The sequence below is a fragment of the Aeromicrobium sp. IC_218 genome (assembly GCF_004336805.1).
GTDB lineage: Bacteria > Actinomycetota > Actinomycetes > Propionibacteriales > Nocardioidaceae > Aeromicrobium.
Window position 1 is genome coordinate 57,267 of the sequence record NZ_SJXM01000012.1, and the last position, 13,703, is coordinate 70,969.

Below are 13,703 nucleotides of genomic sequence, written 5' to 3' on the forward strand. Positions count from 1 at the left end.
TTCGGGGCGGCGCGAGCGGAGTGAGGCAGAAAACATGAGGAAACCCTCGGGATAAAGTTGAGGAACCCCTCATGTTCTGGGCATGATGGGGAGACCGACCCCTGCGAGAGGCCCTCACCCCGTGACGATCTTCGACACGCCCCTGTCCGCCAGCGCCACCAGCACCCCCCACCGCGCGTCCCTCGTCGACCGCCTGGTCGGCGGCGAGCCGTACGCCCTGGTGCTCGGGGGACAGGGAGCCGACTGGCTGCGTCCGTTCGCGGACCTGCTGGGCGACTTCGCGCTGACGGCCGAGCTGGACGCGGTGCTGTCGCAGGCCCGCGAGCTGCTCGCCCCGGTGGCCGCGGACCTCACGCGCACCGGACGCACGTTCGACCCGCTGGCCTGGGCCGACGTCCTGGCCGCCGCCCACTCGGCCGAGGACGACGAGGCGCCGGCCGTGCCGTCGGCCGACGCGCTCGCCACCCCGGCGGTGTCGGTGCCCGGCATCGCCCTGACCCAGCTGGCCGGCCTGCGCGCCCTCGCCCGTCAGGGCCTGGACGTCCGTGCCCACGCTCCGGCCGGCGTCGCCGCCCACTCGCAGGGCCGCCTCGCCGCGCCCGTGCTCGAGGGGGCGGACGAGGCCGAGGTCCTGGCCGTCGCGATCCTCGCCGGTGCCGCGATCGAGGTCGTCGGCCGCCGCAAGGGCCTGCTCGGCCGCACGATGCTGTCGGTCTCGCAGACCACCCCCGAGCGCGTCCGTGAGGTCGTCGCCTCCCTGCCCGAGAGCCTGCGCCTGGCGGTGCGGCTGCGCAACGGACGCCGGTCGGTCGTCGTCTGCGGCCCCGAGGCGTCCCTGCGGATCTTCGAGCAGCGCTGCGATGAGGTCGCCGCCGCCGACAAGACCGCGCGCGAGAAGAAGAAGACCGGCGGCGCTCCGTTCGCCCCGGTGATCGAGGCCGTCGACGCCCGCGTGGCCTTCCACCACCCCGAGCTCGAGGACGCCACCGCGCTCGTCGCGCAGTGGGCCGCGGCCTGCGGCCTGGACGGCGACGCCGCCGCCGCGCGCGTCCGCACTGCCCTCGTCGACGGCATGGACTGGGTCGAGGAGCTCGACGGCCTCGTCGCCGCTGGCGCCCGCTGGCTCGTTGACGTCGGCCCGGCCGACCTGGCCACGCGCCTGTCGTCGCGCGAGGTGCGCGGTCTCGGCGTCGGCCTGGTCGCCCCTGCGACCCGCGCGGGCCACCGCGAGCTCGTCTCGCCCGGCGCCGCCCGCAAGGTCGCGCCGGCCTGGGACTCCTACGCCCCGACCGTCGTCTCGCTGCCCGACGGCCGCACCTACGCCGAGACCCGATTCAGCCGCCTCACCGGCAAGTCGCCGGTGCTGCTGGCCGGCATGACCCCGACCACGGTCGACGCGCCGATCGTCGCCGCGGCCGCCAACGCCGGCTACTGGGCCGAGCTGGCCGGCGGCGGTCAGGTGACCGAGGAGATCTTCGCCGCCCGCATGGCCGAGCTCGGCCGCCTGCTCGAGCCGGGCGCGACGTTCCAGTTCAACTCGATGTTCCTGGACCCGTACCTGTGGAAGCTGCACGTGGGCGGCAAGCGCCTCGTCCAGCGCGCGCGGGCCGCGGGCTCGGCGCTCGACGGCATCGTCATCAGCGCCGGCGTGCCCGAGCTCGACGAGGCCGACGCCATCGTCGCCGAACTGCGCGAGTCCGGCCTGTCGCACGTCGCGTTCAAGCCCGGCACCGTCGCCCAGATCCGCCAGGTCGTCGCCATCGCCAAGCAGGTCGGGCCGACCCCGGTCATCGTCCACGTCGAGGGCGGCAAGGCCGGTGGCCACCACTCGTGGGAGGACCTGGACGAGCTGCTGCTCACCACCTACGCCGACCTGCGCGCCTGCGACAACGTCGTGGTGTGCGTCGGCGGCGGCATCGGCACCCCCGAGGCGGCGGCCGACTACCTGACCGGCTCGTGGTCGCGTCGCCACGGCTTCCCGGCGATGCCGCTCGACGGCGTCCTGGTCGGCACGGCCGCCATGGCCACGCTCGAGGCCACCACCAGCCCCGACGTGAAGCGCGCGCTGGTCGAGGCGCCCGGCACCCCGGACTGGATCGGGGCCGGACAGGCATCCGGCGGCGTGGCCTCGGGCCGCAGCCAGCTCGGCGCCGACATCCACGAGATCGACAACACGGCGTCGCGCTGCGGCCGCCTGCTCGACGAGGTCGCCGGTGACGCCGAGGCCGTGGCCGCGCGCCGCGCCGAGATCGTCGCCGCGCTCGACGGCACCGCCAAGCCGTACTTCGGCGACGTCGACGCGATGACCTACGCCGCGTGGCTGGGCCGCTACCTCGAGCTCAGCGCGGACGCGTCGGGCGACTGGCTGGACGTCAGCCTGCGCGACCGCTTCCACGCGATGCTCCAGCGCGCCGAGGCCCGTCTGCACGAGGCCGACCACGGCGAGGTGCCGACCCTGTTCGCGTCCGCGGACGAGGTCCAGGACGGCCGCGCCGCGCTCGCGACGCTGACCGCCGCGTACCCGGCGGCCGCCGACGTCGTCCTGCACCCGGCCGACGTGCCGTTCTTCGTCGAGGTCTGCCGCCGTCCGGGCAAGCCGGTGCCGTTCGTGCCGGTGCTCGACGCCGACGTGCGCCGCTGGTGGCGCTCGGACTCGCTGTGGCAGGCGCACGACCCGCGCTTCACCGCCGACCAGGTCTGCATCATCCCGGGCCCGGTCGCCGTCGCCGGCATCACGCGCGCCGACGAGCCCGTCGCCGAGCTGCTCGGCCGCTTCGAGGCCGCCGCGGTCGACTCCCTGCTGGCCGCGGGTGCCGCGCCGCAGCGTGTGCCCGGCCGCCGCCGGGTCAACTCTGGCTCCGAGGGCGCGCTGTCGCTCGTGCTCGCCGCCCAGGACGTCGTCTGGGCCGGGCGCACCGTCCGCAACCCCGTGCACCGCCTCGGCGAGGCTTGGGTCGTCGTCGACGGCTCGCGCGCCGAGCACGCCGAGACCGGTGCCGTGCTCACCGCCGAGGGGGACGTCGCCACGCTGGACGTCCCGCTGGGCGGCGGTCGTCGCCTGAGCATCCCGATCCACGCGGACGCGTCGGTCGTGCTCGGCTCCGCCCCTGTCGTGGGCACCGCCGACGCCGCCACCGCCATGCGCGGCCTGCTGACCGGCGCCGCGGGCGGCTCGCTCGCCGACGTCGCCGAGAGCCGCGCCGTCCTGGGCGCCGTGCTCGAGCCCGACCTGGTCGCCGACCACGCGGGCGTCACCGCTGCGTCCACCCAGGGCACCGTCCCGGCGCACGCCGTCCCGGACGTGCTCGTGGGCCTGTCCTGGCCCGCCGTCTTCGCGGTCCTGGGCGAGGCCCGCACCGCCGACGGCACCCCCGTGGTCGAGGGCATGCTCGACCTCGTCCACCTGGACCACCAGGTGGCCGTCACCGGCGCGCTGCCGACCACCCGCGCCGACGTCACCGTCGCGGCGACGCTGGCCGGCGTGCAGGACACCGAGTACGGCCGCGTCGTCGCGGTCGACGTCGAGGTCGCCACGACCGACGGCGTCCTGGCGACGCTGAGCGAGCGGTTCGCCGTCCGCGGCCGCGTCGGCGACGTCGCCCTGCCCGACCCGGCCCGCGCCGGCGGCTCGCTCGGCGACGTGAAGGACACCCCGCGCCGCTCGCGCGTCCAGACGTCGTTCGCCGCGCCGGAGGACCTGCGCGCGTTCGCCCAGGTCTCGGGCGACCACAACCCGATCCACACGAGCACCGCCGCCGCGCGTCTCGCCGGGCTCGGCGAGCCGATCGTCCACGGCATGTGGCTCTCGGCCGCCGCCCAGCAGGCGCTCGCCGCCGACGGCCGTCGCGTGGTCGGCTGGACGACGCGCTTCATGAGCCCGCTGCGCCTCGGCGCGACGGTCGAGCTGCGCGCCGACCGCACCGGCCTGGACGCCGGCGCCGAGGTCGTGGACGTGACCTGCCGCGTCGACGGCGAGGTCGTCATGGCCGCCACCGCGAAGGTCGCCGCGCCCCGCACGGCGTACGCCTTCCCGGGACAGGGCATCCAGCACCAGGGCATGGGCATGGCCGGCTACCAGCGCTCACGCGCCGCGCGCGAGATCTGGGACCGGGCCGACGCGCACACCCGTGAGGCGCTCGGCTTCTCGATCCTCACGGTCGTGCGCGACAACCCGACCGTGCTCGTCGCGGACGGCGTCACGCACAAGCACCCGGACGGCGTCCTGTACCTGACGCAGTTCACCCAGGTCGCCATGGCCGTGCTGGGCGCCGCCCAGATGGCCGAGCTCCGCGAGGCCGGCGCCTTCGTCGAGGGCGCGCTGCTGGCCGGCCACTCGGTCGGTGAGTACAACGCGCTGGCCGCGGTGTCGGGCGTCATCCCGCTCGAGGCCGTCGTCGAGGTCGTGTTCCAGCGCGGCTCGGTCATGCACACGCTCGTCCCGCGCGACGCGCAGGGCCGCAGCGACTACCGCCTGGCCGCCATCCGCCCGTCGCAGATCGGCCTCACCGACGCCGACGTCACGGCGTACGTCGAGGGCGTCGCCGAGCGCACCGGCCAGTTCCTGCAGATCGTCAACTACAACCTGGCCGGCTCGCAGTACGCCGTGGCCGGCACGGTCGCCGGTCTCGAGGCGCTCGAGGCCGACGTGGCCGAGCGGCGCAAGCAGTTCGGCGGCAAGGCCGCGTTCATCCTGGTGCCCGGCGTGGACGTGCCGTTCCACTCCACCGTGCTGCGCGGCGGCGTGCCGGACTTCCGGGCCCGCCTGGAGGAGCTGCTGCCGGCCGACGTCGACCCGGACGTGCTGGTCGGCCGCTACGTGCCGAACCTGGTGCCGCGGCTGTTCACGCTCGACCGCGCGTACGTCGAGGAGGTCGCGGCCCTGGTGCCGTCCGAGCCGCTCGACGAGGTGCTGGCCGACTGGGACGCGTGGGCCGCTCGCCCGCACGCGCTGTGCCGCCGCCTGCTCATCGAGCTGCTGGCCTGGCAGTTCGCCAGCCCGGTGCGCTGGATCGAGACCCAGGCGCTGCTGTTCGCCGCCGAGTCCGAGGGCGGCGCCGGTGTCGAGCGCTTCGTCGAGGTCGGCGTCGGCGGCTCGCCGACGGTCGCCAACCTGGCCAGCCAGACGCTCAAGCTGCCCGGCCGCATCGGCCCCGACGTGCAGGTGCTGAACGTGGAGCGCGACGCCGCCGCGGTGTTCTCCACCGACGAGGAGCCGGCCGCCGAGGTCGAGGACGTCGTCGAGACGGCGCCCGCCGCGGAGACCGCCGAGGCGGCCCCGGCCGCCGCGCCCACCGCGGCGCCGGCCTCGTCGGGCGGACCCCGCCCCGCGGATCTGACCTTCGACGCGTCCGACGCCACCCGCGTGCTGATCTCGTGGTGGACGAAGGTCCGCCCCGACCAGATCGGCGCCGCGGACTCGATCGAGGCGCTGACCGACGGCGTCTCCTCGCGCCGCAACCAGCTGCTCGTCGACCTCGGCGGCGAGCTGGGCCTCGGCGCCATCGACGGTGCCGCGGACGCGGACATGACCGCGCTCGGCACGACGGTGAAGGGTCTGGCCCGCGGCTACAAGCCGTTCGGCCCGGTGCTCACCGAGACGTTCGCCGACCACCTCAAGAAGGTGCTCGGCCCGACCGGCCGCAAGCAGTCCGCGATCGCCGAGCGCGTCACGGACGTCTGGCAGCTCGGCCCCGGCTGGGTGTCGCACGTGGTCGCCGAGACCGCGCTGACCACCCGTGACGGCGCGAGCGTCCGCGGTGGCGACTTCGGTGCCGCCGCGCCGGCGACCGCCGCCGACGTGGACGTGCTCGTCGACGCCGCCGTGCAGTCCGTCGCCGCCCGCCAGGGCGTCAGCGTCGACCTGCCGGCCACCGGCGGGGGAGCGGGCGCCACGATCGACGCGGCCGCCCTCGGCGAGTTCACCGAGACGATCACCGGACCCACCGGCGTCCTGGCCTCGGCCGCGCGCCTGGTGCTGGACAAGCTCGGCCTGGCCGACGCCCCGGCCCCGGTCGTGGACGATTCCGACGACGCCCTCGTGCTGGCCCGGGTCGAGGCCGAGCTGGGCAGCGACTGGCCCCGTCTCGTCGCCCCGGCGTTCGACGCGCAGCAGGCGTTCGTGCTGGATGACCGCTGGGCGTCCGCCCGCGAGGACCTGGCCCGCCTGGCCGCCGGCGACGACGTGCCCTGCACGTTCGCCGGCACCGGCGAGGTCGTCGCCCGTCAGGCCCGCTGGTGGGCCGACCGGGTCGACCCGGCGCTGCGCCCGGCCTTCGAGCGCGCCGCCGAGCAGGCGCTCGACACCACGCCGGGCGAGTGGGCCGGCGAGCTGGCCGTCGTCACCGGCGCCAGCAAGGGCTCCATCGCCGCCTCGGTGGTCGGACGCCTGCTGGCCGGCGGCGCGACCGTCGTCGCGACCACCTCGTCGGTCGACGGCTCGAAGCTGGCCTTCTACAAGCAGCTGTACCGCGACCACGCCCGTGGCGGCGCGGCCCTGTGGGTCGTCCCGGCCAACATGGCCTCGTTCGCCGACGTGGACGCGTTCGCGACCTGGCTGACGTCCGAGCAGACGCGCACGGTCCGCGGCGCCACCGAGGTCGTCAAGCCCGCGCTGACCCCGACGCTGCTCTTGCCGTTCGCGGCCGGACGCGTCGCGGGCGACCTGACCGAGGCCGGCTCGCGTGCCGAGGTCGAGATGCGCATCCTGCTGTGGTCGGTCGAGCGGCTCGTCGGCGCCCTGAGCGGCGGTCGCGACCACGACCTGGCCTCGCGCCTGCACGTCGTCCTGCCGGGCTCGCCCAACCGGGGCACGTTCGGCGGCGACGGCGCGTACGGCGAGGCCAAGGCCGCGCTCGACGCCGTCGTCAACAAGTGGCACGCCGAGAAGAGCTGGTCGCAGCGCGTCACGCTGGCCCACGCGGTCATCGGCTGGGTGCGCGGCACCGGGCTCATGGGCGGCAACGATCCGCTCGTCGAGGCCGTCGAGGCCGCCGGCGTCCGCACCTGGGCGCCGGAGGAGATGGCCGAGGCGCTGCTGAGCCTGTGCACCGGCGACGCGCGTCAGCAGGCTTCCGCGGAGCCGCTGCACGGCGACTTCACCGGCGGTCTGGCCGACGCCGACGTGAACCTGGCCGAGCTGGCCGCGTCCCTGGAGCGTCCGGCCCCGGCCGAGCGCACCGACGAGGCGACGATCGCCGCGCTGGCGCCGTCCCCGGCCCAGCTGGCGACCGAGACCACCGAGATCGACTGGGCCGACGTCCCGGCCGCGCCCGAGGACCTCGTGGTCGTCGTCGGTGCCGGCGAGCTCGGCCCGTACGGCTCGGCCCGCACCCGCTTCGAGGTGGAGGTCCACGACGAGCTGTCGGCCGCGGGCGTCCTGGAGCTGGCGTGGACGACCGGCCTGGTCCGCTACGAGGCGCCGGGCGGCTGGTACGACGTCGCGTCGGGCGACCCGCTGGACGAGTCGGACATCTTCGACCGGTACCACGACGCCGTCGTCGAGGCGTGCGGCATCCGCCGCTACGTCGACGAGGGCCCGATGGTCGACAACACCGCGCCGCTGCTGACGAGCGTCTACCTCGAGCAGGACCTGACGTTCACCGTCTCCAGCGAGGCCGAGGCGCGTGCCCTGGCCGCCGCGGACGCCGAGCGCACGGTCGTGACCCCCACCGCCGACGGCGAGTGGAGCGTCACCCGCAAGGCGGGCACCCAGGTGCGCGTCCCACGCCGGATGTCGCTGAGCCGCACCGTCGGCGGCCAGGTCCCGACCGGGTTCGACCCGGCCGCGTGGGGCCTGCCGGCCGAGATGGTCGAGTCGATCGACCGGGTCGCGGCCTGGAACCTGGTCTGCACCGTGGACGCGTTCCTGAGCAGTGGCTTCACGCCGGCCGAGCTCATGCGCTGGGTCCACCCGTCGCGCGTGGCCAACACGCAGGGCACCGGCATGGGCGGCATGCAGTCGATGCAGTCGCTCTACATCGACACCCTGCTGGGCGAGGCGAAGCAGAACGACATCCTGCAGGAGGCGCTGCCCAACGTCATCGCCGCGCACGTCGTCCAGGCGTACGTCGGCTCGTACGGCGCGATGATCCACCCCGTCGCCGCCTGCGCCACCACCGCGGTGTCGCTGGAGGAGGGCGTGGACAAGATCCGCGTCGGCAAGGCGGACGTCGTGGTCGCTGGTGGCTTCGACGACCTGAGCGTCGAGGGCATCGTCGGCTTCGCCGACATGAGCGCGACGGCCGACTCCGCGGCCATGGCGGCCAAGGGCCTGGACCCGCGCTACTTCTCGCGGGCCAACGACCGCCGTCACGGCGGGTTCGTGGAGTCGCAGGGCGGCGGCACGATCCTGCTGGCCCGCGGCGACGTGGCCGCGGCGATGGGCCTGCCGGTCCTGGCCGTGGTCGCCTACGCCGGTTCGTTCGCCGACGGCGTCCACACGTCCATCCCGGCTCCCGGCCTGGGTGCGCTGGCCGCCGGCCTCGGCCGCGACCGGTCGCCGCTGGCCCGGGCGCTGAAGCAGGTCGGCCTGACCGCGGACGACGTCGCGGTGGTCTCCAAGCACGACACGTCCACGGGCGTGAACGAGCTCAACGAGTCCGACCTGCACGAGCGGCTGGCGGCGGCGATCGGGCGCAGCGAGGGCAACCCGCTGTACGTGATCAGCCAGAAGACGCTGACCGGTCACGCGAAGGGCGGTGCGGCCGCGTTCCAGACCATCGGCCTGTGCCAGGTGCTGGCCTCCGGCGTCGTGCCCCCGAACCGCAGCCTGGACTGCGTCATGCCCGACCTGGACGAGCACGAGCACCTGGTGTGGCTGCGCAAGCCGCTGCAGGCCGCCGGCCCGCTCAAGGCCGGACTCGTGACCAGCCTCGGCTTCGGCCACGTCGCCGGCCTCATCGCGCTGGCGCACCCGCAGGCGTTCCTGTCGTCGCTGACCGACGAGGACCGCGCGTCCTACCGCCGCCGGGCGCACGCCCGCGCGGTCGAGGGACGCATGCGAATGGCCCGGGCGATGCTCGGCCAGGCCTCGCTCTACGAGCGTCCCGATGGACGCCGGCTGGGCACAGGCTCGGGCACCAAGGCGCTCGAGGCGGACCTGCTGCTGGACCCGGACGCGCGACTGGGCGACGACGACGTCTACGCGGGCCCGGCCTGCCGATGACGGTCGTGGGTGTCGGGGTCGACCTGGTGCACGTGCCCGGCCTCGCCGAGCAGCTGGGCCGCCCCGGCACCCGCTTCGCCCAGGCCTTCACGGCCGGGGAGCGGCGTGACGCCGTCGAGGCCGTGGACGGCCCGGCGCCGCACCTGGCCGCCCGCTGGGCGGCGAAGGAGGCGCTGGTGAAGGCGTGGTCGGCGTCGATCTTCGGTGAGCCGCCGGTCGCGTCCGAGCACGTCCACCACCTTGTCGAGGTGGTCAAGGACGCCTGGGGACGTCCGCGGCTGCGGCTCCACGGCGAGGTCGCCGAGCACCTGGCGGGGCTCGACGCGCAGGTCTCGCTCAGCCACGACGGCGACTACGCGACCGCCTACGTGGTCCTGTCACGCAGCTGAGCCCCTCGACAGGCCCGTCTGGTCTACCTGGGGCCCCAGGTAGACCAGACGTCCCCAGGTCTGCAGGCCTGGGGGCGTCGAGCACTCCTGGGGCGGTGAGCCTGTCGAAGGGCCCCGCGGCACGCGCGTCCCTGAGAGGATGCGGCGTGCCGATGACTCATCCCTCTCACCGGACGACGCGCGCACGCGCTGCCGTGGGCGGCCTGGCCGTTCTCGTCGCCGTCGTCGCGACCGGCTGCGCCGCCGACGTGGACGTCGACGACTCTCCGTCGTCGTTCCTGATGCGCGAGCTCGGGGACGTCCAGGAGGCGTTCGAGGACGAGGGGCTGGGCGTCTCCGACCTGTCGTCCCGCGTGGGCGGACGACCGGCGACGTACGAGGACGACGGCGACGGGTGGACGATCGTGGCCGCGTGCCGGATGCCCTCGGGAGCGATGAGCTTCGGGATCGTCCCCGAGGACGCGGTCACGTCCACGGTGCGCGGGCGGGCGCTCGACGGCGGGTACCGGCAGGCGCTGCGCCTGTGCGAGTGAGCCGAGACGCTCCCTGAGCCGGCTCCCGCCTACTAAGCCGCCTCCCGCTCCCTGAGCCTGTCGAAGGGACGCGCTATGCCTGGGGCCGGCGCGGCTTGGGCGCGTGCAGGTTCCAGTGCACGCCGGCCAGCCGGATGCCCAGGCACAGCAGCGCCGCGCCCACGGCCGGGGCCGCCCCGTGCAGCCCGGCCCGGTCGCAGACCACCACGACGAGCGAGGCGAGCAGCGCCGGGATGGCGTAGAGCTCGCTGCGCATGACCACCGGCACGCGGCCGATCATGACGTCGCGCAGGGTGCCGCCGCCGACCGCGGTGAGCGCGCCGAGCAGCACCGCCTGGCCCGGTCCCATGCCGAGCTCGAGGGCGCGGAGCGCGCCGGTCACGGCGAACAGGCTCAGCCCGGCCGCGTCCAGCACCTCGATCGAGCGCTTGAGCCGGTCCAGCGACGTGCCCCACGCGAACGCGACCAGGCTGCCCGCCGCGGCGACGGCGAGGTAGCGCCAGTCGTCGAACGTCAGCGGTGGCAGCGCCCCGATCAGCACGTCGCGCAGGATCCCGCCGCCGAGCGCGGTCAGCATCCCCAGCGTGACGACGCCGACGACGTCCAGGCGGGTCACGCGCAGGGCGGTCAGGGCGCCGTTGAGGGCGAAGGCGAAGACGCCGGCCAGGTCCAGCGTCAGCAGCAGGGTGCTCACGGGAGTTGTCTACCGTGCCGGACGCCCCGCGACGAAAACGCCTGCGTGCGTCCGGCAGACTCGGAGCATGGGACGAACGACGCTGGTGACCGCGATCCTCGCCGCCCTGCTGCTGGGCGGCTGCTCGAGCGCCTCGCGGAGCGGGTGCGCGGTGGAGATCGAGCTCGACGGCGTCCGGTACGAGGGCTACAACGCCGAGGACGTCGTCGCCGGCGAGCCGCTGGGGGAGGGCGTCATCGTCGCGTGCGAGGACGGCGCGGGGAAGGCCGAGGACGACCCGGTCGACCTCGTGTCCGTGAAGGGCGGCGACCCCGCCGAGGTGATCGCGCGCGACGGCGTCACCGACGAGCTGTTCCTGGCCCCGGGCGTCGAGCCGGACGACCTGCCGGCCGGGGTGCGGAAGATGCTCGGCCGCGGCTGACGCTAGGCATCGACCTGCTCGGCGCTGAGCAGGTAGGCGGCCAGCAGCCGCTTGAGCTCGATGACCGCCTCGGTGTGCTCCTGGCCGTCGCGGATGGAGAAGTTCAGCATCGAGTAGGCGACGTGGATGATGACCTCGGCCATGATCTTGCGCCGGGCGCGCGGCGTGCGCGGGGTGAGCGGAGCCAGGATGCGGGCCGCCTCGGCGGCCAGCTCGCGCTCGGTCAGCGCGGCGGTGGCGCGCGTCGCCGGCGTCGACTGCACGGCGTGCCAGACCGCCCGCCGCGACGGGTCGGTGACCCACAGCTGGGCGACGTGGTCGAGCAGCCGGTTGAGGAACTTCAGCCAGTCCAGCGACGGGATCTCGGCGGCGAACTCCTCCAGCGCCTCCTTGACCGGCACGGCGTCCTGGCGGTCCAGCTCGCACACGATGACGTACTTGTTGGCGAAGAACTGGTACAGCGTGCCGATCGGCAGGCCGGCGCGGCTGGCGACCTCCTCGCAGGTGAACGACTCGAAGCCCACCTCGAGGAGCAGCTGGCGGGAGACCTGCAGCAGCTGCTCGAACTTGACCCGGCTGCGCTCCTGCGTGGGGCGGCGCCGCGGTTCGAGGATCTCGGCCGTCATGGCCGCCACCGTACTAGGCGGGACGCCCCAGGGACGCCAGTCCGTACGCGACGAGGGGCTCGATCAGGTCGCCGATCCCGTCGAAGCCGCTGCCCAGCGTCTGGCCGTGGCTGTGCCGGAAGTGGATGCCCTCCAGGATCACGGCGAGCTTGAAGTAGGCCAGGCCGAGGTGGAAGTCGAGCGTGCCCACGTCGCGCCCGGACGCCGTGGCGTACCGCTGCACGACGTCCTCGCTGCTCGGGAAGCCCGGGGCGCGCGCCGCGTCGGTGACCATGGCCGCTCCGGCGCCACCGCCCGCGGACGCGAGCTCCTGGTAGGCCAGCAGGACGGCCAGGTCGGTGAGCGGGTCGCCGAGCGTGCTCATCTCCCAGTCGAGCACCGCCGTGACGGTGTCGGAGTCGTCGACGAGCAGGTTGTCCAGGCGGTAGTCGCCGTGCACGATCGTGCCGGGCCGGTCGGCCGGGACGGACGCGGCCAGGCGCGAGGCGAGCTCGTCGATGCCCGCGACCTCGCGGCTGCGCGAGGCGTCCAGCTGCTTGGTCCAGCGCCGCACCTGGCGCTCGAGGTAGCCCTCGGGCCGGCCGAAGTCCTGCAGCCCGACCGAGGCCGGGTCGACCGCGTGCAGCGTGGCCAGGGTGTCGACCATCCGGTCGGCGATCGCGCGGGTGCGCTCGGCCCCCAGGGCCTCCAGGTCGGACGCGCGGGCGTAGGGGGTGCCCTCGACGCGCTGCATGACGTAGAACGGCGCGCCGATGACGTCGACGTCCTGGCACAGGCCGTACGTGCGCGGCACGGGGACCTCGGTCGGCGCGAGCGCGGCCATGACGCGGTGCTCGCGGGCCATGTCGTGCGCCGTGGCCAGCACGTGGCCGAGCGGGGGACGCCGGACGACGAGGTCGGCCGAGCCGCCGCGCACGGCGTACGTCAGGTTCGACTTGCCGCCGGTGATCAGCCGCGCCTCGAGCGGTCCGTCGACCAGGCCGGGGACGGAGCGGTCGAGCCAGCCGGCGAGCGCGTCGAGGTCGAGGCCCTGGGGGGAGTCGGTCACGTCAGTCCTTCGGGCCGCCGGCGACGTAGATGACCTGGCCCGAGACGAAGCCGGCACCCTCGCTGGCCAGGAACGACACCGTGTGGGCGATGTCCTCGGGCTGGCCGACGCGCTGCACCGGGATCTCCTTGGCCGAGAACGCGATGAAGTCGTCGAACGGGACGCCGACGCGCTCGGCGGTGGCCGCCGTCATGTCGGTCTGGATGAAGCCGGGGGCGATCGCGTTGGCGGTGATGCCGAAGCGGCCGAGCTCGATCGCGAGCGTCTTGGTGAAGCCCTGGATGCCGGCCTTGGCCGCCGAGTAGTTGGCCTGGCCGCGGTTGCCCAGCGCGCTGGTGCTGGACAGGTTGACGATGCGGCCGAACCCGGCCTCGGTCATGTGCTTCTGCGCGGCCTTGGTCATGAGGAACGCGCCGCGCAGGTGGACGCCCATGACGGCGTCCCAGTCGGCGGTGCTCATCTTGAACAGCAGGTTGTCGCGGATGATGCCGGCGTTGTTGACCAGGATGGTCGGGGCGCCGAGCTCGGCGACGACGGTCTCGAACGCCGCGGCGACGGAGGCCTCGTCGCTCACGTCGGCGCCGACGGCGATCGCGCGTCCGCCCGCGGCCGTGATGGCCTCGACCGTGCCCGCGCAGGCCTCGGCGTCGAGGTCGAGCACGGCGACGGCGTGACCGTCGGCGGCCAGGCGCTGGGCGGTGGCGGCGCCGATGCCGCGGGCGGCTCCGGTGACGATGGCGGTACGGGACTCGGTCATGTCTCTCCTGTGGTGCTGAGCCTGACGGCGGTCGGTGCGGGGCCTCACGGCGCGCTAAGCGCTTGCTTAGGT

General features: G+C 74.7%; 8 protein-coding genes. 4 read left to right on the forward strand and 4 right to left on the reverse strand.

From position 1 onward, the window contains the following. Positions 1–121: 121 nt before the first annotated feature. The 3 genes from E0W78_RS13110 to E0W78_RS13120 all read left to right on the forward strand — a co-directional run bounded on the left by E0W78_RS13110 (position 122) and on the right by E0W78_RS13120 (position 10,085). Positions 122–9,163, forward strand: a complete 9,042-nt coding sequence (locus E0W78_RS13110) for a type I polyketide synthase (RefSeq protein ID WP_242686350.1) — start codon at positions 122–124, stop codon at positions 9,161–9,163. Continuing rightward, positions 9,160–9,552 (forward strand): holo-ACP synthase, encoded by a 393-nt coding sequence (locus E0W78_RS13115; protein ID WP_131404402.1) that lies wholly within the window; start codon positions 9,160–9,162, stop codon positions 9,550–9,552. Before E0W78_RS13110 ends, E0W78_RS13115 begins: the two co-directional genes overlap by 4 nt. A 152-nt stretch (positions 9,553–9,704) precedes the next feature. After that, a complete protein-coding gene (locus E0W78_RS13120; protein ID WP_131404403.1) occupies positions 9,705–10,085 on the forward strand; it encodes a hypothetical protein in 381 nt (126 codons plus the stop codon). A 73-nt stretch (positions 10,086–10,158) separates the two neighbouring features. Here E0W78_RS13120 and E0W78_RS13125 read toward each other — a convergent pair whose 3' ends face one another. Beyond that, positions 10,159–10,779: a trimeric intracellular cation channel family protein gene (locus E0W78_RS13125; RefSeq protein WP_131404404.1), complete on the reverse strand. Its 621-nt coding sequence runs from the start codon at positions 10,777–10,779 to the stop codon at positions 10,159–10,161. 67 nt (positions 10,780–10,846) lie between these two features. Between E0W78_RS13125 and E0W78_RS13130 the strand changes: the two genes are divergently transcribed. Continuing rightward, on the forward strand, positions 10,847–11,200 hold the full coding sequence (locus tag E0W78_RS13130; protein WP_131404405.1) for a DUF6281 family protein: 354 nt from the start codon (positions 10,847–10,849) through the stop codon (positions 11,198–11,200). A 2-nt stretch (positions 11,201–11,202) separates the two neighbouring features. Here the strand turns inward: E0W78_RS13130 and E0W78_RS13135 are convergent, their stop codons facing one another. From E0W78_RS13135 to fabG, 3 genes are read right to left on the reverse strand one after another with little or no spacing between them, the layout of a single operon-like run. Continuing rightward, a complete protein-coding gene (locus E0W78_RS13135) occupies positions 11,203–11,826 on the reverse strand; it encodes a TetR/AcrR family transcriptional regulator (RefSeq protein WP_131404406.1) in 624 nt (207 codons plus the stop codon). Positions 11,827–11,839: 13 nt separating this feature from the next. After that, positions 11,840–12,874, reverse strand: coding sequence for a phosphotransferase family protein (locus tag E0W78_RS13140; RefSeq protein WP_131404407.1), 1,035 nt, complete (start codon positions 12,872–12,874; stop codon positions 11,840–11,842). A 1-nt stretch (position 12,875) separates the two neighbouring features. Next, positions 12,876–13,631: a 3-oxoacyl-ACP reductase FabG gene (gene fabG / locus E0W78_RS13145; protein ID WP_131404408.1), complete on the reverse strand. Its 756-nt coding sequence runs from the start codon at positions 13,629–13,631 to the stop codon at positions 12,876–12,878. Positions 13,632–13,703 lie beyond the last annotated feature (72 nt).

Excerpts from the sequence above, each read along its gene's own strand:
- E0W78_RS13115 (WP_131404402.1), top strand. The coding sequence starts at position 9,160 with ATGACGGTCGTGGGTGTCGGGGTCGACCTGGTGCACGTGCCCGGCCTC.
- E0W78_RS13120 (WP_131404403.1), top strand. The coding sequence starts at position 9,705 with ATGACTCATCCCTCTCACCGGACGACGCGCGCACGCGCTGCCGTGGGC.
- E0W78_RS13130 (WP_131404405.1), top strand. The coding sequence starts at position 10,847 with ATGGGACGAACGACGCTGGTGACCGCGATCCTCGCCGCCCTGCTGCTG.
- fabG (WP_131404408.1), bottom strand. The coding sequence starts at position 13,631 with ATGACCGAGTCCCGTACCGCCATCGTCACCGGAGCCGCCCGCGGCATC.
- E0W78_RS13135 (WP_131404406.1), bottom strand. The coding sequence starts at position 11,826 with ATGACGGCCGAGATCCTCGAACCGCGGCGCCGCCCCACGCAGGAGCGC.